At 43.0% G+C, this 20,658-nt stretch carries 14 protein-coding genes and 3 rRNA genes; 16 read left to right on the forward strand and 1 reads right to left on the reverse strand.

Annotated elements, in window-relative coordinates; genetic code table 11:
* The first annotated feature begins 132 nt into the window (after window positions 1–132).
* The 5 genes from S4054249_RS06055 (at window position 133) to rrf (ending at window position 8,685) form a co-directional block, all read left to right on the forward strand.
* Complete coding sequence (locus S4054249_RS06055) at window positions 133–2,070, forward strand: DNA topoisomerase III (protein WP_046356583.1); 1,938 nt, start codon at window positions 133–135, stop codon at window positions 2,068–2,070.
* Window positions 2,071–2,144: 74 nt separating this feature from the next.
* On the forward strand, window positions 2,145–3,002 hold the full coding sequence (locus S4054249_RS06060) for a tetratricopeptide repeat protein (RefSeq protein ID WP_046356582.1): 858 nt from the start codon (window positions 2,145–2,147) through the stop codon (window positions 3,000–3,002).
* 578 nt (window positions 3,003–3,580) lie between these two features.
* Window positions 3,581–5,113 (forward strand): 16S ribosomal RNA (locus S4054249_RS06065).
* Window positions 5,114–5,508: 395 nt separating this feature from the next.
* Window positions 5,509–8,390: ribosomal RNA gene (locus S4054249_RS06070) — 23S ribosomal RNA — on the forward strand.
* Between the two features lie 180 nt (window positions 8,391–8,570).
* Window positions 8,571–8,685 (forward strand): 5S ribosomal RNA (rrf, locus tag S4054249_RS06075).
* The 16S, 23S and 5S rRNA genes sit together here, the layout of an rRNA operon.
* Before the next feature lie 279 nt (window positions 8,686–8,964).
* On the opposite strand, the gene S4054249_RS27135 is transcribed toward rrf, so the two are convergent.
* Complete coding sequence (locus tag S4054249_RS27135; protein WP_256370545.1) at window positions 8,965–9,090, reverse strand: hypothetical protein; 126 nt, start codon at window positions 9,088–9,090, stop codon at window positions 8,965–8,967.
* 497 nt (window positions 9,091–9,587) lie between these two features.
* Between S4054249_RS27135 and flgB the strand changes: the two genes are divergently transcribed.
* The 11 genes from flgB (at window position 9,588) to flgL (ending at window position 20,383) form a co-directional block, all read left to right on the forward strand.
* Window positions 9,588–10,001 carry a flagellar basal body rod protein FlgB gene (gene flgB / locus S4054249_RS06080; protein ID WP_039609509.1) on the forward strand — a complete coding sequence of 138 codons (414 nt, stop codon included), beginning with the start codon at window positions 9,588–9,590 and terminating at the stop codon, window positions 9,999–10,001.
* A 2-nt stretch (window positions 10,002–10,003) separates the two neighbouring features.
* A complete protein-coding gene (flgC, locus tag S4054249_RS06085) occupies window positions 10,004–10,435 on the forward strand; it encodes a flagellar basal body rod protein FlgC (protein WP_039609508.1) in 432 nt (143 codons plus the stop codon).
* A 15-nt stretch (window positions 10,436–10,450) separates the two neighbouring features.
* A complete protein-coding gene (locus S4054249_RS06090) occupies window positions 10,451–11,128 on the forward strand; it encodes a flagellar hook assembly protein FlgD (RefSeq protein WP_046357537.1) in 678 nt (225 codons plus the stop codon).
* Between the two features lie 38 nt (window positions 11,129–11,166).
* Window positions 11,167–12,519, forward strand: coding sequence for a flagellar hook protein FlgE (gene flgE, locus S4054249_RS06095; RefSeq protein ID WP_046357538.1), 1,353 nt, complete (start codon window positions 11,167–11,169; stop codon window positions 12,517–12,519).
* Window positions 12,520–12,630: 111 nt separating this feature from the next.
* Window positions 12,631–13,395: a flagellar basal body rod protein FlgF gene (locus S4054249_RS06100; RefSeq protein WP_039609505.1), complete on the forward strand. Its 765-nt coding sequence runs from the start codon at window positions 12,631–12,633 to the stop codon at window positions 13,393–13,395.
* An 18-nt stretch (window positions 13,396–13,413) separates the two neighbouring features.
* Window positions 13,414–14,202, forward strand: a complete 789-nt coding sequence (gene flgG / locus S4054249_RS06105; RefSeq protein WP_023401742.1) for a flagellar basal-body rod protein FlgG — start codon at window positions 13,414–13,416, stop codon at window positions 14,200–14,202.
* A gap of 16 nt (window positions 14,203–14,218) precedes the next feature.
* Window positions 14,219–14,899: a flagellar basal body L-ring protein FlgH gene (gene flgH / locus S4054249_RS06110; RefSeq protein WP_046357539.1), complete on the forward strand. Its 681-nt coding sequence runs from the start codon at window positions 14,219–14,221 to the stop codon at window positions 14,897–14,899.
* Window positions 14,900–14,910: 11 nt separating this feature from the next.
* The gene (locus S4054249_RS06115) at window positions 14,911–16,005 is read left to right on the forward strand and encodes a flagellar basal body P-ring protein FlgI (protein ID WP_046357540.1); all 1,095 of its coding nucleotides are present in this window, start codon (window positions 14,911–14,913) and stop codon (window positions 16,003–16,005) included.
* A gap of 106 nt (window positions 16,006–16,111) precedes the next feature.
* Window positions 16,112–17,104 carry a flagellar assembly peptidoglycan hydrolase FlgJ gene (gene flgJ / locus S4054249_RS06120; RefSeq protein ID WP_046357541.1) on the forward strand — a complete coding sequence of 331 codons (993 nt, stop codon included), beginning with the start codon at window positions 16,112–16,114 and terminating at the stop codon, window positions 17,102–17,104.
* A 1-nt stretch (window position 17,105) separates the two neighbouring features.
* Complete coding sequence (flgK, locus tag S4054249_RS06125) at window positions 17,106–19,136, forward strand: flagellar hook-associated protein FlgK (protein ID WP_046357542.1); 2,031 nt, start codon at window positions 17,106–17,108, stop codon at window positions 19,134–19,136.
* A gap of 2 nt (window positions 19,137–19,138) precedes the next feature.
* Window positions 19,139–20,383, forward strand: a complete 1,245-nt coding sequence (gene flgL, locus S4054249_RS06130) for a flagellar hook-associated protein FlgL (protein ID WP_046357543.1) — start codon at window positions 19,139–19,141, stop codon at window positions 20,381–20,383.
* The last annotated feature ends 275 nt before the right edge of the window (window positions 20,384–20,658 follow it).

Genomic DNA, 20,658 nt, shown 5'->3' on the forward strand with positions numbered 1-20,658 from the left:
ATTATTCTATACAGCTAATTATATAAGATTATCGTGCAGTGACGGAATTATCAGCTCAACATATATCTGACTCTAGATTTGTTGAATAGAGTTGGCTAGAATAACTGTAAATATATACAGTTAATGAATTTTATGAAGCTATACATAGCAGAAAAACCTTCACTCGGGCGAGCAATTGCCGACGTACTTCCAAAACCTCATAAAAAGCAAGATGGTTTTATAGAGGTGGGTAATGGTGATTGTGTCACTTGGTGTATTGGTCATCTGTTAGAACAAGCTGAGCCTGAAGACTACGATGAGCGTTATAAAAAATGGCTAATACAAGATTTGCCGATCGTTCCACAGGAATGGAAGTTCAAGGCTAAACCAAAAACAAAAAAGCAATTGGCGACGGTAAAGCGCTTAATTAAGCAAGCGAGTATTGTGGTTCATGCAGGAGACCCAGATAGAGAAGGGCAGCTACTTGTTGACGAAGTCATTCAAGAAGCGAAGCTTTCTCAAGCCAAAAAGTCATTAGTTGAACGGGTGCTGATAAGCGACTTAAACCCCAGTGCTGTAAAAAAAGCACTTAGTCAGTCTAAATCTAATGCTGATTTTATGCCACTCAGTATATCTGCGTTAGCTAGGGCAAGAGCAGATTGGCTGTATGGTATGAATTTGACGCGTGCATTTACATTGGCAGGACAAAAAGCAGGTATTCAAGGGGTGTTATCAGTCGGCAGAGTACAGACACCTGTGTTGGGTTTGGTTGTCCGTCGTGATGAAGAGATTGCAAACTTCGTGTCAAAGCCTTTTTATGAAGTCAACGCCATCATTGAAAAGCAAACTGGTGAGCAGTTTGACGCAAAATGGATCCCAAGTGAGGCTTGCTTGGCGTATATGGATGAAGAAAAGCGCGTATTATTAAAGTCGTTGGCGGAAAATGTTGCCAGTAGGATAAAAGACACACCAGCGAATTTAATTGAACTTGAGCAAATCCCGAAAAAACAAAATCCACCGCTACCCTATAACCTATCGGCACTGCAAATTGATGCAAATAAGCGGTTTGCTATGTCAGCGAAACAAGTATTGGATATTTGTCAATCTCTCTATGAAAAACATAAGTTAATAACTTACCCTCGCTCGGATAACCGGTATATACCGAAAGATCACTTCAACGAACGCAGTGATATATTGGCTGCGATGCTCAATAATAAAGGAGAGGAAAAATCGCATATAGAAAATGCTGATATGAGCCTTAAAAGCAAATGTTGGAATGATAAAAAAGTAGAGGCACACCATGCAATCATACCAACTAAAAAGCATTTAAAAACAGCACAATTAGGTCATCAAGAACAACAGGTTTATGGATTGATTTGTAGGCAATATCTAGCACAGTTTTACCCTGCTTATTTATACTCTCAAACAAAAGCACATTTACAGATCTCTGGCGGCAAGTTCATTGCAAAGGCCGATACAGTCATCGATATGGGCTTTAAAGTACTTTATAAATCAAATAAGAAAGATCAAGAAGAGAAAAAGCAATTACCTATACTTGAAGTGGGAGAGCCTCTGCATTGTATCGAAGGGGTTGTGATTGAAAAGCATACTCAGCCTCCAAGTTTTTACACAGAAGCGACATTACTGAGTGCGATGACTGGTATTGCTCGCTATGTAAAAGACAGTGATATTAAAAAAGTGCTAAAAGAAACGGATGGTTTAGGAACCGAAGCGACACGGGCAGGTATTATAGAACTTTTATTTAAAAGAAACTTTTTAAACAGGGAAGGAAAATCAATTAAGTCCACAGAGCTGGGCCGTGGTCTCATTAATACAATACCTAACAATCTATCGTTACCGGATAGAACTGCATTGTGGGAATCGCAGTTAACGAACATTGCCCAAAAAGCTGCCTCTTATAATCAATTTATGCTTCCTCTTCAAAGTGAGTTATCTGAATTAGTCGGGTTATCGCAAACACTGAATACAAATGCGCTAAAAGGGATTTCGACAACAAGTAGTTTTAAAAAGAAAGGTAATTACCGCAAACCTCGCCGTAAGTCAGCTTATACAAAAGGAAAAAGTAAATAGTTGGAAAGAATGACCTTGTAAAGTACAAACAAGACACTATATAGCTATTAGAATCTAATTTAAGAATACCGATTATGGAAAACAAAATCACATTAACGCCAGAAAATATTCAGCAGGTACTGTCATCATCATCGGCAGAGCATATTGTATTGCTTAGCTTTTACAGTGCTCAACACCCTGATTGTATAGCTCAAGCTGCTATTTTGGATGAATTAGCTACGCATTATAAGAGTAGCATTACAGTTGCCACATTAGATTGTGATATTCAACAAGCGTTAGCAGGTCAGCTTGCTCAGCAAGTTGGCTTACAAGCGCTTCCTACTATAGTGGTATTAAAGGCAGGTTCACCAGTCGATGTATTAGCAGGTGCTAAAACAAAAGAAGAAATAACTAAAGTGCTTACGGAGCATTTACCTTCACCAGAGTTGATCTTATTAGATCAAGCAAAACAATCTTTAAGTGAAGGAGATCTAAATGCAGCATATTCTCATGCTAAACAGGCGTATGAGATTGCTAAAGGTAACCCAAGAGTAAATCTGGTATTTGCAGACATTTGCATTCAAATACAAAAAACAGATGATGCTGCCGCATTACTTGCAACGATCCCTGATGATCAGCATGATGCTTATTATAACAATCTGCAGGCTAAGTTGGTTCAAGCGCAAGAGGCGCAAGAATCACCAGAAATCAAAAGGCTTGTAGCAGCAGTTGAACAAAGCCCAGAAGACCTAGCATTGTGGTGCGAGCTTGCCCAAGCGCAAGTTGATGCCGGTAAAAAAGAAGACGCATTGACTTCTTTGTTTAAAGTATTGAGTAAAGATCTGGCTTTTGGCGAGGCCAGAAAAGGTTATTTAGACATTATTGCTTCTTTACCTGAAGGAGATGCTGCGGCAGCGACTTTCCGCAGAAAGCTATACAGCTTGCTTTACTAGTCTCGATAGCATATTGGTTTATTGGCGTGAGAAGATCGCGCCAATAAATTCTTGCAACTTCTCAAATATGTACAATACTTAAATTCCTTTTTCGAAAAATCATGACATTTTGATTAAAAAATGATGACAAGGCTTGTGTTTTTACACGTTTCGGACTGATTTTTAATCGTTTAGGTGTTTTTTATAAATTTTCTCAAAAAACACTTGATCAAAGTTAGGATCTCCCTATAATGCGCACCCACTGAAACGGCGGGATGCGAGAGAAAGCGCAAACCAAAGTAAAGGTTAAAGTTAAATTGGAAGATTAATTAAAAAATTAAATTTTCTAGTTGACTTTAAAAGTGAAGCGGTTAATATGGCGCTCCACTTCGCAGCAACGCTGCGGTAACTAACCAAGAGTTAGTTACACTGTTCTTTAAAAATATGAAGCAATCATCTGTGTGGGCACTCGTACAGATTGAGTTCTAACAGCTCTTGATTCAGGAGCAAAAGAATTAGAGTCTCAATTTCTTATGAGTGACTATATAGTCAATTTATACAGAATTCATTGAGCACGAAACTTCGGTTTCAAAAACTTTTAATTGAAGAGTTTGATCATGGCTCAGATTGAACGCTGGCGGCAGGCCTAACACATGCAAGTCGAGCGGTAACATTTCTAGCTTGCTAGAAGATGACGAGCGGCGGACGGGTGAGTAATGCTTGGGAACGTGCCGTAAGGTGGGGGACAACCATTGGAAACGATGGCTAATACCGCATAATGTCTACGGACCAAAGGGGGCTTCGGCTCTCGCCTTATGATCGGCCCAAGTGGGATTAGCTAGTTGGTAAGGTAATGGCTTACCAAGGCGACGATCCCTAGCTGGTTTGAGAGGATGATCAGCCACACTGGAACTGAGACACGGTCCAGACTCCTACGGGAGGCAGCAGTGGGGAATATTGCACAATGGGCGCAAGCCTGATGCAGCCATGCCGCGTGTGTGAAGAAGGCCTTCGGGTTGTAAAGCACTTTCAGTAAGGAGGAAAGGTTAGTAGTTAATACCTGCTAGCTGTGACGTTACTTACAGAAGAAGCACCGGCTAACTCCGTGCCAGCAGCCGCGGTAATACGGAGGGTGCGAGCGTTAATCGGAATTACTGGGCGTAAAGCGTACGCAGGCGGTTTGTTAAGCGAGATGTGAAAGCCCCGGGCTCAACCTGGGAACTGCATTTCGAACTGGCAAACTAGAGTGTGATAGAGGGTGGTAGAATTTCAGGTGTAGCGGTGAAATGCGTAGAGATCTGAAGGAATACCGATGGCGAAGGCAGCCACCTGGGTCAACACTGACGCTCATGTACGAAAGCGTGGGGAGCAAACAGGATTAGATACCCTGGTAGTCCACGCCGTAAACGATGTCTACTAGGAGCTGGGGTCTTCGGACAACTTTTCCAAAGCTAACGCATTAAGTAGACCGCCTGGGGAGTACGGCCGCAAGGTTAAAACTCAAATGAATTGACGGGGGCCCGCACAAGCGGTGGAGCATGTGGTTTAATTCGATGCAACGCGAAGAACCTTACCTACACTTGACATACAGAGAACTTACCAGAGATGGTTTGGTGCCTTCGGGAACTCTGATACAGGTGCTGCATGGCTGTCGTCAGCTCGTGTTGTGAGATGTTGGGTTAAGTCCCGCAACGAGCGCAACCCCTATCCTTAGTTGCCAGCGATTCGGTCGGGAACTCTAAGGAGACTGCCGGTGATAAACCGGAGGAAGGTGGGGACGACGTCAAGTCATCATGGCCCTTACGTGTAGGGCTACACACGTGCTACAATGGCAGATACAGAGTGCTGCGAACTTGCGAAAGTAAGCGAATCACTTAAAGTCTGTCGTAGTCCGGATTGGAGTCTGCAACTCGACTCCATGAAGTCGGAATCGCTAGTAATCGCGGATCAGAATGCCGCGGTGAATACGTTCCCGGGCCTTGTACACACCGCCCGTCACACCATGGGAGTGGGTTGCTCCAGAAGTAGGTAGCTTAACCTTCGGGGGGGCGCTTACCACGGAGTGATTCATGACTGGGGTGAAGTCGTAACAAGGTAGCCCTAGGGGAACCTGGGGCTGGATCACCTCCTTAACGATTTAGAACGAATTTGTTCGAAGTGTCCACACAGATGATTGTTAGTTAGCTTTTAAAGCTAATTAATATTGCTCTTTAAAAATTTGGAAAGCTGATAATTAAATTCTCGAATAACAAGTAATTGTTATTCAGAGTTTTCGAAAGAAAATGCCGATTAATCATTTAGTTGATTAATTAGCGTCTACTTTAGTATTACTTAACTTCTGGCGAAGTTAAAACTGTCTTTGACTTACAACTGGCTGAAATATGCCGTAGGTTCAAAGTTATTTATTCTGAGGCGAAGCCGCCGAAGATATTGTCGCCGGGAGCATAGCTCGTCTATGTGACCAAGCAATATCTGATGGCAATGAAGCATTCAGGATAAAGAACGACGAAACTACTTTGGGTTGTATGGTTAAGTGACTAAGCGTACACGGTGGATGCCTTGGCAGTTGGAGGCGATGAAGGACGTACTAACTTGCGATAAGCTAAGTCAAGCCAGTAAGAGGCACTTGAGACTTAGATTTCCGAATGGGGAAACCCACCGCACAGCGGTATCTTACAGTGAATATATAGCTGTAAGAGGCAAACCGGGAGAACTGAAACATCTAAGTACCCCGAGGAAAAGAAATCAACCGAGATTCCGAAAGTAGCGGCGAGCGAAATCGGATTAGCCCTTAAGCTTCAGTGTAATTAGTGGAACCTTCTGGAAAGTTGGACGACACAGGGTGACAGTCCCGTACACGAAAATTTATCTGAAGTGAAATCGAGTAGGTCGGAGCACGTGAAACTTTGACTGAATATGGGGGGACCATCCTCCAAGGCTAAATACTCCCAACTGACCGATAGTGAACCAGTACCGTGAGGGAAAGGCGAAAAGAACCCCTGTGAGGGGAGTGAAATAGAACCTGAAACCGTGTACGTACAAGCAGTAGGAGCCCTTCGAGGGTGACTGCGTACCTTTTGTATAATGGGTCAGCGACTTATATTCTGTAGCGAGGTTAACCATTTAGGGGAGCCGTAGCGAAAGCGAGTCTTAACTGGGCGCTTAAGTTGCAGGGTATAGACCCGAAACCCGGTGATCTAGCCATGGGCAGGTTGAAGGTCAGGTAACACTGACTGGAGGACCGAACCCACTAACGTTGAAAAGTTAGGGGATGACCTGTGGCTAGGAGTGAAAGGCTAATCAAACCGGGAGATAGCTGGTTCTCCCCGAAATCTATTTAGGTAGAGCCTCGGACGAATACTTACGGGGGTAGAGCACTGTTAAGGCTAGGGGGTCATCCCGACTTACCAACCCTTTGCAAACTCCGAATACCGTAAAGTAATATCCGGGAGACACACGGTGGGTGCTAACGTCCATCGTGGAGAGGGAAACAACCCAGACCGTCAGCTAAGGTCCCAAAGTGTATGTTAAGTGGGAAACGATGTGGGAAGGCTAAAACAGCTAGGAGGTTGGCTTAGAAGCAGCCATCCTTTAAAGAAAGCGTAATAGCTCACTAGTCGAGTCGGCCTGCGCGGAAGATGTAACGGGGCTAAACATACCACCGAAGCTACGGCTGCGAACTTTGTTCGCGGGGTAGGGGAGCGTTCTGTAAGTGGCTGAAGGTGTGCCGGGAGGCATGCTGGACATATCAGAAGTGCGAATGCTGACATGAGTAACGATAATGCGGGTGAAAAACCCGCACGCCGGAAGACCAAGGGTTCCTATCCCATGTTAATCAGGGTAGGGTGAGTCGACCCCTAAGGCGAGGCTGAAGAGCGTAGTCGATGGGAAACGGGTTAATATTCCCGTACTTGGTATAAATGCGATGGGGGGACGGAGCAGGCTAGGCAAGCATGGCGTTGGTTGTCCATGTGAAAGGCTGTAGGCTGGTGACTTAGGAAAATCCGGGTCGCTAAGGCTGAGAGTCGAGACGAGCCACTACGGTGGTGAAGTTGTTGATGCCCTACTTCCAGGAAAAGCCTCTAAGCTTCAGTTTATATCGAATCGTACCCTAAACCGACACAGGTGGTCAGGTAGAGAATACTAAGGCGCTTGAGAGAACTCGGGTGAAGGAACTAGGCAAAATTGTACCGTAACTTCGGGAGAAGGTACGCTCTTGTTTGTGAAGGATTTACTCCGTAAGCAAACGAGAGCCGCAGTGACCAGGTGGCTGGGACTGTTTATTAAAAACACAGCACTGTGCAAAATCGTAAGATGACGTATACGGTGTGACACCTGCCCGGTGCCGGAAGGTTAATTGATGGGGTTAGACTTTTGTCGAAGCTCTTGATCGAAGCCCCGGTAAACGGCGGCCGTAACTATAACGGTCCTAAGGTAGCGAAATTCCTTGTCGGGTAAGTTCCGACCTGCACGAATGGTGTAACCATGGCCACGCTGTCTCCACCCGAGACTCAGTGAAATTGAAATCGCAGTGAAGATGCTGTGTACCCGCGGCTAGACGGAAAGACCCCGTGAACCTTTACTACAGCTTGGCACTGAACATTGACCCTACATGTGTAGGATAGGTGGGAGGCTTTGAAGCACAGTCGCTAGATTGTGTGGAGCCGACCTTGAAATACCACCCTTGTAGTGTTGATGTTCTAACTTAGGTCCCTAATCGGGATTGAGGACAGTGCCTGGTGGGTAGTTTGACTGGGGCGGTCTCCTCCCAAAGAGTAACGGAGGAGCACGAAGGTTGGCTAAGTACGGTCGGACATCGTACGGTTAGTGTAATGGTAGAAGCCAGCTTAACTGCGAGACAGACACGTCGAGCAGGTACGAAAGTAGGTCATAGTGATCCGGTGGTTCTGAATGGAAGGGCCATCGCTCAACGGATAAAAGGTACTCCGGGGATAACAGGCTGATACCGCCCAAGAGTTCATATCGACGGCGGTGTTTGGCACCTCGATGTCGGCTCATCACATCCTGGGGCTGAAGTCGGTCCCAAGGGTATGGCTGTTCGCCATTTAAAGTGGTACGCGAGCTGGGTTTAGAACGTCGTGAGACAGTTCGGTCCCTATCTGCCGTGGGCGTTTGAGAATTGAGAGGGGCTGCTCCTAGTACGAGAGGACCGGAGTGGACGAACCGCTGGTGTTCGGGTTGTTATGCCAATAGCATTGCCCGGTAGCTACGTTCGGAATCGATAACCGCTGAAAGCATCTAAGCGGGAAGCGAGCCTCGAGATGAGTTCTCACTTTAACTTAGAGTTAACTGAAGGGCCGTTGAAGACTACAACGTTGATAGGCGAGATGTGGAAGTGCTGTGAGGCATTGAGCTAACTCGTACTAATTACCCGTGAGGCTTAACCATACAACGCCAAAGTGGTTTTAAGCTTGTTAGAAGTTAAGAATAGAAAGTAGACGATAAGAATTTAATTACGCTTCCAGATTTTAGCATTGTGAATAGATAAACTCTTATGAGACATCAATTCACCTTGCGCAAATGAAATGACAAAAAGACGTCATTAACCATTTGCACGACAAGAATTTGCTTGGTAACCATAGCATTTTGGAACCACCTGACTCCATGCCGAACTCAGTAGTGAAACGAAATAGCGCCGATGATAGTGTGGGGTTTCCCATGTGAAAGTAGGACATTGCCAAGCGCCAAATAAAAGAAACCCGTTGCAGAAATGCGACGGGTTTTTTGCGTTTAAGTCCCTCGTCAACAGCTAAAACGGCTTATTGCACCTTGCGCAAAAGAAATGTACTCACTTCGTTCGCTGTCGCTAACCTTTTGCACCATGTCGTCCTGAACTCGTTTCAGGATCCAGACTTTGTTAGTTTTTACTCGGCTGCTGCGCTTATAGGGGGGTATTGATTATCTCTTGTTAAAATGGGTTACTTCACCTTGCGCGAAAAGAATGGCAGCGCTGTGCGCTGTGTCATAAACCTTTCGCACGATAATCACCTTGCGCAAAAAGAGCGTACTCACTTCGTTCGCTGTCGCTAACCTTTTGCACGATAATCACCTTGCGCAAAAAGAGCGTACTCACTGCGTTCGTTGTCATTAACCTTTTCCAGTATGTCGTCCTGAACTGGTTTCAGGATCCATGTTTTGCTTGTTTTGACTCTGTTGTTACGCTTATAGGGGGATTGATTATCTCTTGTTAAAATGGGTCATTTCACCTTGCGCGAAAAGAATGGCAGCGCTGTGCGCTGTGTCATAAACCTTTCGCACGATAATCACCTTGCGCAAAAAGAGCGTACTCACTTCGTTCGCTGTCGCTAACCTTTTGCACGATAATCACCTTTCTTATGTAAAAGCAGAGTATTCACTATGTATGCTGCTAAACCTGTAACAGCTTCTTAGTTCTTGTTATTGGTGGAACAAAATGTGCTTATTCTACTGACTAGTAAATAGTATAAATACTTTTTTGACACAAAAGGGAATATAACACTTCCTAAATTATTGATAATAATCAATTTAATTAATAAAGGTTACCAGTGTCAAAGTTGGTCTTACTTTTGCATTAACCTGTATATAGTCAAATTTTTGGAGTTGGTTATGGCAATTAGTTTTGATAAAGCGCTTGGAGTGCATCAGCATACAATGCTGATCCGTTCTCAACGTGCCGAGATCTTAGCAAGCAATATCGCAAATGCTGATACTCCCGGTTACAAAGCAAAAGATATCGACTTTGGTCGAGCACTCAATGCGGCAAAGTCGGCACAACAAAGCGGCAATCAAATGACCCGTACCAACGAAAAACACATCAGCGGTGGGACTAGGTTAGCCAATGGTGTTGAACAATTTCGTAATCCAAATCAAACAGATACGGGTGATGGTAACTCAGTTGATATACAAGTGGAACGAAACTTGTATGTACAGAACTCATTAGAGTACCAAGCTAGTTTGAACTTTTTGGGTGGTAAATTTAAAAGCTTGAAAAAAGCGCTTGGTGGTGGTCAAGGAGCCTAATTATGAGTTTATATAACGTTTTTGATATTGCTGGCTCTGGCATGAGTGCACAAAATGTGCGATTGAATACCACTGCCAGTAATATATCCAATGCAAACAGCATCAGCTCTAGTCAGGACAAAGTGTATCGTGCAAGGCATCCAGTATTTGCTGCTGAATTAAATAAAGCAGCGGCTGCACATCCGAATACATTAAGTTCGTCTGTGGGAGTAAAGGTTTTGGGGATTGTTGAAAGTGACAAACCTCTGCAGGTTGAATACAACCCGAATCATCCCAGTGCTGATAAAGATGGTTATATCTATAAACCGAATGTGAATGTTGTGGAAGAAATGACAAATATGATTTCCGCTTCACGCTCGTACCAAACGAATGTTCAAGTAGCAGACGCAGCAAAGCAGATGTTAAGTAAAACTCTGTTGCTTGGTCAGCGCTAATTGGGAGTATAGCTGATGAGTAATGATGTCAATTCCGCAACTTCGTCCTTTGTCGATTCGTTGCGTTGGCAAGATAAGCAAGTGCCAACTGAGAAAAATGATGAGTTAAAGCAGGAAGACTTTTTTGCGTTACTTACTCAGCAGTTGTCTTTTCAAGACCCGAGTAAGCCTGCTGATAATGATCAAATGATATCCCAAATGACCAACTTTACGATGGCAGAGGGTATATCAAATTTAAATACAAAGTTTGAATCGTTAGCTGCTTCAATGACATCAAACTCAGCACTTCAAGCTTCTACTTTGATCGGTAAAAAGGCTTTACTTGAGTCTGACACGATAGAACATGGTCCAGGTATGCAGGCAAGGGGCTCCATTATCGTGGCTGAACCTGTTGAAAAGCTAACGCTGAGTATTGTTAACGATAAAAACGAGCTTGTTAGAAAAATCGAGCTAGGAAAGCAGAGCGTCGGAGCAACACGCTTTGAGTGGGATGGTTTAACAAACAATGATGAACCAGCACCACCAGGTGAGTACACAATTAAAGCTGAAGGGCAGTTAAACGGTAAGTTTGAGTCTTTGCCTACAGCGACTTTTAGAAATATTGATAGTGTCAATGTCAATGGCTCTCAGGGCATTGTCATTAATACTAAAGCTGGTGCAGTTAGACTATCTGACGTTGCAGAGATAGCTTAATCAAAAGATTTAACCTTCATTTATAGAGGTATTAGAGTATGAGTTTTAATATTGCTTTAACAGGATTAGCTGCAGCCCAAAAAGATTTGGACACCACAGCTAACAACATTGCGAACGTAAATACGACAGGTTTTAAAGAGTCTCGAGCAGAGTTTGCTTCGGTATATGCTTCGTCAGTGTTTAGTGCTGGTAAGACCAAAAACGGTGATGGTGTGTCTACGACGATGGTTGCTCAGCAGTTCCACCAAGGTTCATTGAACTTTACACAAAACTCACTTGACCTTGCTATTACAGGTGAGGGTTACTTTGCAACAAGTGAAGATTTAGGCAGCCAAGATTATACGTTCACTCGTGCAGGTGCATTTAAGCTGAACAAAGATAACTTTATTGTGGATGCAAACGGTAACTTTCTTCAGGGCTTCCCTGTTGATCCAAGTACAGGTGATACAACTTCGGTGAGTTTAAGTACATCGTCGCCACTGCAGATACCGGACGCATCAGGTTCTCCTCGTGCCACGACAAATGTTTATTCATCATTTAACTTAGATTCAACAGCGACGGCACCAACCATTGCATTTGATCCAGATACAACGGCATCTTATAACAGCTCAACGTCGACGACAGTGTACGACTCTTTGGGTGAACCACATACTTTACAGTTGTTCTTCCGTAAAGAAGATCCTGCAACTGATGCAAATGAGTGGCAGGTTTATGCAACGTTAGGTGGCAAGCCATTTGATGCAAATGGTAGCGAAATTGTTGCCCCTGCAGCCATAACGCCTATTACGGAGTTTGGATTTAATGCACAAGGTTTTCCGGCACATACTGGCGCTGCAGAAACAGCTAATACGGGCACAACCTTTAACTCATTGAATTTAACCGCAGCTAATGTATCAGGGTTATTAACCAATGGTGCAACCTTTCCATCTGATATTCAATTGAACTGGCGTGATGAAGCCAATACAACCAATAAACTACCGACGCAGTTTGCCAGCCGTTTTGAAGTGAAAGCACTGGATCAGGATGGCGCGACAACGGGTCGACTAGCAGGTATTGATATTGGTTCTGATGGTAAAATTGTGGCGTCTTACAGTAACGGTGACTCTACTTTCTTAGGCCAGGTTGCGATGGTAAGGTTCTCAAATTCACAAGGTTTGACGGAAGCTGGTAATACAGGGTGGAAGAAAAGTCTAACCTCTGGGGAGCCTATTGCAGGTGAACCTGGTTCAGGTACTCTAGGTACTATCAATTCATCGGCGTTAGAGCAATCTAATGTAAACTTAACGAATGAGTTAGTTGATTTGATCAGTGCACAAAGAAACTTCCAAGCAAACTCCCGTGCACTTGAAGTTAACTCAACACTTCAGCAGAACATTCTTCAGATCCGATAGGATAAACCACTTCTATAAAAGCCGCTTTTGCGGCTTTTTTATTTTTTGACACTCACTCTGGCACTAATATTGCTTTTATCACCATATATTGAACAGTTTTAGGTCGTTCTCATGGATAAAATGCTCTATGTCGCCATGTCAGGTGCTAAACAAAGCTTACGTGGCGTAGCGCTCAAAGCTAATAACTTAGCTAATGCTAATACCACAGGCTTCAAGGCTGACTTTGCTCAGGCTCGCTCTATGCAGGCGTTTGGAGAAGGTTTGCCTACACGTGTGTTTGCCATGCAAGAACGCCCAGGTACAAATATGTTAAGCGGCGCGGTTGCAGAAACAGGTCGTGATTTAGACATCGCGGTTGATGAGAAATCGTGGATCAGTGTTATGGATGCCAGTGGTGAAGAGGCATATACAAAAGTAGGTACGCTTAACATTACTAGTGACGGCGCGTTGGTTACTAGTCATGGTCGTCAATTAATTGGCGAAGGGGGTCCAATTATATTGCCTTTACCTATCGATAAAGTGGTATTTAGTGATGATGGCTCTATTCAAGTTCGCCCGCAGGGGGCTCCCGCGAATTTCTTAGAAACCGTTGATCGGCTAAAAATAATTACCGCTGATAATAATCAACTTGAGAAAGGCAACGATGGTTTATTTAGACCACAAGAAGATCAGTTAGATGATGGTCATTGTGGTTTTTGCGAAGTATCTCCAACGGCAAAAGTGATGAGTGGTTATTTAGAAATGTCTAATGTTAATCCTGTTCATGAGATGGTGGATTTAATTAATCACCAAAGACAGTTTGAGATGCAAATTAAGTTAATGAAGTCAGCAGAAGAAATCGACGAGCGACACACTTCGCTCCTGCGCATAGTATAAGAGAGTGAGGTAAAGATTATGAATCCAGCATTGTGGATAAGTAAAACTGGGCTTGATGCTCAACAGACTGATATTTCGGTCATTTCCAATAACTTGGCTAACGCCAGTACTGTTGGTTACAAAAAGAGTAGAGCGATTTTTGAAGATTTGCTTTATCAAAATATCAATCAGCCAGGTGGTCGTTCATCTCAGGATACAGAGCTGCCGTCGGGTTTGATGCTTGGTGCAGGTTCGAAAGTGGTTGCGAACCAAAAGAACTTTTCTCAAGGGAATATGATAAGCACGGAAAACTCTTTGGATTGGATGATCCAAGGGCCGGGCTTTTTTGAGATCCAAATGCCTGATGGGACGATTGCGTACTCAAGAAATGGCCAGTTCACCACAGATGAAACCGGCCGTGTAGTCACATCTGGCGCAGGCTTTCCTGTTCAACCAGAAATGACGGTTCCGGACAATGCAAATTCCATCACTATCTCTCAAGATGGGGAAGTGTCGGTCAGTATTAATGGTCAAGCTGAGAACACTGTCATCGGTCAGCTTGTGATCAGTGACTTTATTAATCCATCTGGTCTAGAGCCGATAGGTCAAAACTTATACACAGAAACAGCGGTTAGTGGTGCGCCAGTGCAGGGTAACCCAGGTGTTGAAGGCCTTGGTTCTATGGTACAGGGTGCACTTGAAACATCCAACGTAAATGTGACCGAAGAGCTGGTCAATCTCATTGAGACCCAGCGTGTTTATGAAATGAACTCAAAAGTAATTAAGTCTGTTGACGAAATGCTGAGTTACATCAATCAACAACTGTAATAGGGTAGGACAGATCATGCGTAAATGTATTTTAGTCTTTGCGTTGGGCTTTAGCCTAAGTGGATGCATGTCTACGGAAAATAGTAACGTTGTAAGAGATGATCCTTATTACGCTCCTATGTATCCTGAAACGGAAGCTGAACCTGTTGTATCGACGGGGTCATTATTCAATTCATATTCGAATGATCTGTACTCAGATAAAAAAGCAGTCAGAGTAGGTGATATTATTACTGTGGTATTGAGGGAGTCTACTCAAGCCTCAAAAGCTGCTAACTCGAAACTAGATAAAGATAGCGAAGTAAATGTTGACCCATTCCTTGGTTTGGGCAATGTACCTGTAAATATTGGTGGAGATGCCATTCAACTGGATATGGGCGCAAACTCCTCTTATCAGGGTGATGCTCAGGCCAACCAGTCAAATAGTTTGTTTGGTAACATCTCAGTCAATGTTATGCGTGTATTACCAAACGGTAACTTAGTGATCCGCGGAGAAAAGTGGTTAACATTGAATACTGGGGAAGAGTTTATCCGACTTGAAGGCTTAGTAAGACCGCAAGACGTGTCTTATGAAAACGAAGTACAATCTAATCGAATTGCTAATGCTCGGATCCAATACTCTGGTAAAGGTCAAACGCAAGAAGTTCAGAGTGCAGGTTGGCTAACTAAATTCTTCATGAGCACATTGATGCCATTTTAAGGAAGTAGATCATGCGTATTCTGCAAACTCTTATTTTAATTTTTACATTGGCGGCCTCACTTAGTGTAAGTGCTGAGCGAATTAAGGATGTCAGTGTGGTGGAAGGAGTGAGAAGTAACCAACTGATAGGCTATGGTTTGGTGGTTGGTCTGCCGGGGACAGGTGAGCAAAGCCGGTTTACAGAGCAAAGCTTTAAAGCAATGTTGAACAGCTTTGGGATCACTTTACCTGGTAACCTGAAACCAAAAATCAAAAATGTCGCAGCCGTGGCCGTGCATGCGGATTTACCACCTTTTGTAAAACCTGGGCAAAGTATTGATGTCACAGTGTCTTCTATTGGCAGTGCAGGTAGCTTAAGAGGTGGGACATTGTTGCAAACGTTTTTGAAAGGTGTCGATGGTAATGTATATGCGATTGCGCAAGGTAGTATGATCGTTGGTGGACTAGGTGCTGAGGGCTTGGACGGAAGCCGAGTTGTAATAAACACACCAACCGTTGGCCGGATCCCCAATGGAGGGATGGTGGAACGTGCAGTAAAAAGTCCATTTACACAGGGCGACCATATTACGTTTAATCTTAACCGTCCTGATTTCACAACAGCTAAACGTTTAGCCGATACAATCAATGGGTTAGTTGGACCAAACAGTGCGAGTGCTTTAGATGCAGCCTCTGTCCGAGTTATTGCGCCGCGAGATCCGTCACAGCGTGTGGCATATTTATCTACACTTGAAAACCTTGAGTTTAAGCCTGCTGATACGTCAGCCAAAATTATCGTCAACTCTAGAACTGGCACTATTGTGATTGGTAAAGATGTGAAATTACAACCAGCAGCGATTACGCACGGTGGACTGACAGTGACAATTGCGGAGCAGACAAACGTATCACAACCTCAGCCTTTAACTGAAGCGGATGCTGTAGTGACAAGGCAAAGTATTGTCGATGTAGATCAAGACGATTCTCGAGCATTTGTTTTCGATCCTGGCAGTAGTCTAGATGATTTGGTTCGCGCAATTAATGCTGTCGGTGCGGCACCTGGCGATTTGATGGCGATATTGGAAGCACTCAAAGAAGCAGGTGCCATACATGGTCAATTAGTTGTCATATAGTGTTCTATTTATATTCAATAAGTTAGCCTCATATTTATGAGGCTTTTTTTGGCTTAATAATTGCATTAATAGTTATATCCCTTTTTTAACGACGTGTTTTTGAACCATGAATACTGATCCGACACATAATCAAAGCTTTTTTGATTTAAACAACCTTAACTCATTGAGACAAGATGCGTTAAAAAGTGCTGGTGATGGTGATGCATCAAAGCAAGCGCTAAAAAAGGCTGCACAGCAGTTTGAATCAATCTTCACGCAAATGCTGTTAACGAGTATGCGTAAAGCCAATGAAGCTTTTGAAGACAAAGATAGCCCATTTAACTCGAGTAGCGTGAAGTTCTATCGTGATATGCATGACCAGCAAATGGCGCTAGAACTATCAAATAAAGGCAGCTTAGGGCTTGCAGACTTAATAGTACAGCAATTATCTCCACAAAAAGATGGATATATGCCGTCCTCAGTAATACGCACAGGTGCAGAAATCCAAAGCGATAAAATCGCTAATGGCGAAGCCCAACAAAAAAGATCCTCTGAACCACTCAAATTAGACGAACCAGCTGCACAAGAGGTCGCTCAACCAGAATTTGCTGAGCCTCAGAGCTTTGAAAGTCCTGAAGAATTTATAAATACGCTGTGGAATTACGCGAAATCTGCCGCTGAAAAAATTGGCTTAAACCCCGCTGTAATGGTCGCTCAAGCCGCTTTAGAAACTGGCTGGGGAAAACATGTAATCTCGAAACCAGATGGCAATAGCAGTTTTAACTTATTTAATATCAAAGCGGATAGCCGCTGGACAGGAGACAGTGCCAGTAAAATGACACTCGAATTTGAACAGGGCTTGCCTGTTAAAAAACAAGCAAATTTCCGAGCATATGAATCTTTGAAAGACAGCTTCAGTGATTATGTGGACTTTTTGCAGTCGAACCCTCGTTATGAGGAAGCACTCAAAAAAGCCTCTAAGCCAAGTGAATACTTAGATGCATTGCAACAAGCAGGTTATGCAACTGACCCTAACTATGCGAACAAAATTAAAAATGTGTTAGGTGGAAGTCATTTCCAATCAGCTGTGTCTTCATTTATACGTCAAGGAGTAAACTAAGATGTCTTTTAATTTAATGAACATTGGCACCTCTGGCGTTAGAGCAAGCAGTGAACTGTTGCAAACGACCAGTAAAAACATAGCAAACCTAAATACGGTGGGCTACATTCGAGAGCGTACTGAACATGCAACCATGGTTGGGAATCAGGTTGGTCGTGGAGAAACGGTTCGTTTATTAAATGAATTTGCCCAAAAACAATTGTATAGAGACATCTCGAGTCAGTCTTATTATAACCAGTTTGTGACTGAATCTAGTCGAGTGGACACTTTGTTTGGGGAAGACTCCAATAATTTAAACTCCAGTATTAACTCCCTGTTTAACAACTTGCAAGAAGCAATGAACTTGCCCTCTTCTACAGTTACACGCTCATTATTTCTAACAGATGCGCAAAATATGATTGATCAAATGGATCGATTGTCAGGCATTGTGTTTGATCAAAATAATATTGTGAACGAGCAGTTGGCGATTTATTCACAAGAAGCAAATAACCTAATTCAAAAAATTAGCGATCTCAATGGTCAGGTTGGTGCACTTAACGCAAACCCGGATAACGACAATGCAAACTCGGTACTAAATGAGCGAGATCAGGCAATTAAAGATCTGTCTGAATTGGTAGATATCGAAACATTAGATGGTTCTAACGGTGAAAAGTTGGTGTTTTTAGGATCTGGGCAATCGGTTGTAATGGAAAATGGTACCTTTAACCTGTTTTCATTAGATGGCGATCCGGATCCAAATAAAAAGGAACTTAAACTAGATATCACGGAAGGTGCCGCTATCGCATTAGAAGTAGATCAAACCAAATTACAGGGTAAAATTGGTGGGCTTTTAGCATTTAGGGATGAAATTTTAATCCCTGCCCAAAATCAGCTTGGACAAATTGCGCTTTCTTTAGCTGATGCCTTTAACCAGCAGAACAAGCTGGGTATGGATCTTGATGGTAATTTGGGGGGTAATATATTTACCATCCCGACGACAGCTGGTTTTCCGCATAGTAGTAACACCAGCACTACTCAGTTAGCTGCAACATTGGAGCCTGGTCAAGGTAAACAGATCCCTGCTACAGACTTTAGAGTGACTTATAATGCAGGTAATGTAACCATTGCAGCAATTGATGCTCAAGGTAATACCATTGGTAATGCAACAACGGTTCCTTACACTGCACCTTTAAACTCTCAAACGGTCACGCCTACTGGCGCAGAGTTATATGGTTTACAAATTAATTTTACCGACGTGAGTGGCGCAGCTGCGCTACCAAACAACGGAGATATTTTTGATATTAAGTTAAACTCTGCGGCTGCCAGTACCCTTGCTTTGGCAACGGATAGACCAGAGTCACTTGCTTTAGCATCTCCTATCCGTACCGAGTCTTCAGTAAATAACGTCAGCAATGCGATGATTTCAGTAGGCAGTGTTTCTAACACTGACCCGGCGACGAGTAACTTTTCAGCGACTACGCCGCCAACACTGACCAATGGCGCTATCACGTTAGTCAAAACGGGTAATCCTGATGAGTATCAGATAACAGATGCCAGCGGCACTACCACTTTTACTGCCCCAGCGCCTAGAGAAAATATTTTAGCCGCGGCTGGTGGTGCATTTGCCAATTATGGTTTTGATTTTAACATTGATGGTGAACCGGCGACTGGTGATACCTATACTATTGAATTTAATGAAAGTGGATTTGACGACAACCGAAATGGACTTTTATTAAGTGAATTGCAGTCTGGTGAATTAGTCAGACAAAATGTCATAACGACAGCGGTTGCGGATAATTTAAAAACATTCAATGAAGCGTATGCAGGATTAGTCACTGAAATTGGTGTAGTTGCAAATCAGGCAAAAACTAATGGGGCAGCTTATGATGCATTGGCTGCTCAGTCTGAAGCATGGTTTGAGTCTGTCGCGGGCGTAAATCTAGATGAAGAGGCAGCCAATTTGCTACGTTTTCAGCAGTCATATTCTGCTTCGGCTCAAATATTAAGTGCCGCAAGAACCGTGTTTGACACTCTACTTAATGCTGCGAGGTAATTATGCGTTTATCTCATAACATGATTTTTAAGAATAACTTGAATTCTATCTTGAATAGTCAGCAAGAAGTGAATAAATCGATGAATCAAGTTAATACACAAAAGCGTGTATTATCTGCATCAGATGATCCTTCTGCGATGGCAAGATCACTACTATATTCAGATAAAATTCAAACAAATGAGCAATATGATAAAAATTTGACGATGTTAAAAAGCCGTTTGGATACGCAAGAGGGTGTACTTACTAACATCAAAGAGTCATTGTTACGCTCTATTGAATTGACAGTTAATGCTGGTAATGGTGCCTTGACCGCACCGGATAAAGCGTCATTATCTGAAGAATTGGAAGCGATACAAACAGCTGTTTTAGAGTTAATGAATTCAAAAACAGAAGATGGTCGATACATATTTTCTGGTTATCAAGACAATAACAGGACGTATGAGTATGACAGCTTAAACAATAGGTATGCATACAAGGGAGACCAAGGGCAACATAAGATTAAGGTTGCTGAAGGTGTTGAGATCAAGTCAAGTGATAACGGGTTCGACGTTTTTGAAAGTGTTGAGCAGCGATTAAATGTGGCCTCCAATACTGCAACTCCAACAGGGGGCATAGTGAGTGCTGATGTATACGTAACTCAGCAAGGTCCTTTTGATATTTTCCATAAAGCTAATTACAACCCTGATCCAACAGCACCAGCCGGTTCGAATCAATTTCAAGTAGTTTTGAATGGCACAGTCTCACCAGGAACTTATCAATTACGTCAAGGTGCGACGGTATTTGAATCAGGAACTTATACAGAGAACAATATAAAAGTGGCGGGAATGGAGTTCAGTTTTACTGGGGTTTCAGGTGCTGCTGATACGATAACCTTTGAGTTGGAAGCGCCAAAAAAAGATAATGTATTAAACACGTTAGAGAACTTAATTAATGCGGTTCAAGACCCAACTCTATCCGATAAAGATTATCGACAAGTGTTAGCTGACTCTATGATCGGGCTAGAAAATGCCAAAAATACGGTGTCACAGATCCAATCTGGGCTTGGGGGGCGGAAAAACACCGCAACAAGAATCATTGATGCTAATACTGATTTGGATATTAATAATAAGATAGCGCGTGCAGATTTGATCGAACTTGATATGGCAGAGGCCATCACAGAGTTGACTAAGCACGAGACACAATTACAGGCGTCGCAAGCCACCTATGGGCGTTTATCCAACTTGTCTTTATTAGACTACATTCGATAGTCTTAGTGAGCCGCCATCCACTTGGCGGCTTTTTTATATCGTAACCTGCCAAATATCACAATTTTCTCAGTAACTTTTTGAATTAGATTTAAAAACTTTATCCATATTTTTTTATTTTAGCAGGCGGAAACTCCTTTCCTACTATTCTAAATAAAGCGATTTAATGTTTTTAACTAATTTATTTTCAATGACTTATAAAAAAATTGAAAAAAAATCTAAAGGAAACTTTTTGCCGTCCGATAACTTAATTAACCAAGCCGGACAGTTCAAATAAC

This window comes from Pseudoalteromonas luteoviolacea (assembly GCF_001750165.1).
In the GTDB taxonomy this organism is placed as follows: Bacteria; Pseudomonadota; Gammaproteobacteria; order Enterobacterales; family Alteromonadaceae; genus Pseudoalteromonas; species Pseudoalteromonas luteoviolacea_G.

Excerpts from the sequence above, each read along its gene's own strand:
- S4054249_RS06055 (WP_046356583.1), top strand. The coding sequence starts at position 133 with ATGAAGCTATACATAGCAGAAAAACCTTCACTCGGGCGAGCAATTGCC.
- S4054249_RS06060 (WP_046356582.1), top strand. The coding sequence starts at position 2,145 with ATGGAAAACAAAATCACATTAACGCCAGAAAATATTCAGCAGGTACTG.
- S4054249_RS27135 (WP_256370545.1), bottom strand. The coding sequence starts at position 9,090 with ATGACAACGAACGCAGTGAGTACGCTCTTTTTGCGCAAGGTGATTATC.
- flgB (WP_039609509.1), top strand. The coding sequence starts at position 9,588 with ATGGCAATTAGTTTTGATAAAGCGCTTGGAGTGCATCAGCATACAATG.
- flgC (WP_039609508.1), top strand. The coding sequence starts at position 10,004 with ATGAGTTTATATAACGTTTTTGATATTGCTGGCTCTGGCATGAGTGCA.
- S4054249_RS06090 (WP_046357537.1), top strand. The coding sequence starts at position 10,451 with ATGAGTAATGATGTCAATTCCGCAACTTCGTCCTTTGTCGATTCGTTG.
- flgE (WP_046357538.1), top strand. The coding sequence starts at position 11,167 with ATGAGTTTTAATATTGCTTTAACAGGATTAGCTGCAGCCCAAAAAGAT.
- S4054249_RS06100 (WP_039609505.1), top strand. The coding sequence starts at position 12,631 with ATGGATAAAATGCTCTATGTCGCCATGTCAGGTGCTAAACAAAGCTTA.
- flgG (WP_023401742.1), top strand. The coding sequence starts at position 13,414 with ATGAATCCAGCATTGTGGATAAGTAAAACTGGGCTTGATGCTCAACAG.
- flgH (WP_046357539.1), top strand. The coding sequence starts at position 14,219 with ATGCGTAAATGTATTTTAGTCTTTGCGTTGGGCTTTAGCCTAAGTGGA.
- S4054249_RS06115 (WP_046357540.1), top strand. The coding sequence starts at position 14,911 with ATGCGTATTCTGCAAACTCTTATTTTAATTTTTACATTGGCGGCCTCA.
- flgJ (WP_046357541.1), top strand. The coding sequence starts at position 16,112 with ATGAATACTGATCCGACACATAATCAAAGCTTTTTTGATTTAAACAAC.
- flgK (WP_046357542.1), top strand. The coding sequence starts at position 17,106 with ATGTCTTTTAATTTAATGAACATTGGCACCTCTGGCGTTAGAGCAAGC.
- flgL (WP_046357543.1), top strand. The coding sequence starts at position 19,139 with ATGCGTTTATCTCATAACATGATTTTTAAGAATAACTTGAATTCTATC.